Consider the following 237-nt stretch of genomic DNA (forward strand, 5'->3'; position numbering starts at 1 on the left):
TGCGCCCTGAATCCATCACTCAAAAAGACCGGAATTACCACAACCCCAATTATGCTTTGCAGCATAACGCCACCGATTATGAAGCAGAAAATAGCACGCCATTTCACATTTTCGAAAGTTACGGGCGTTTTCTGAAAAACAAAGAGGGCATTCCGTTTACCCAGTACCGGCTGGAAGCCCTGCGGACGGACAGCAAATCAGGGCAAGCGGAGAGCAATTGTATTCGATTAATGCCGG

Annotated in this window: 1 protein-coding gene; it reads left to right on the top strand. The window is 48.1% G+C overall.

Annotation, left to right across the window (positions count from 1 at the left end; translation table 11 throughout):
- Nucleotides 1-237: contractile injection system protein, VgrG/Pvc8 family (locus C5471_RS23850; protein WP_242688872.1), on the top strand; the 237-nt coding region annotated here is incomplete at both ends.

This window comes from Photorhabdus tasmaniensis (assembly GCF_011189505.1).
Lineage (GTDB): Bacteria > Pseudomonadota > Gammaproteobacteria > Enterobacterales > Enterobacteriaceae > Photorhabdus > Photorhabdus tasmaniensis.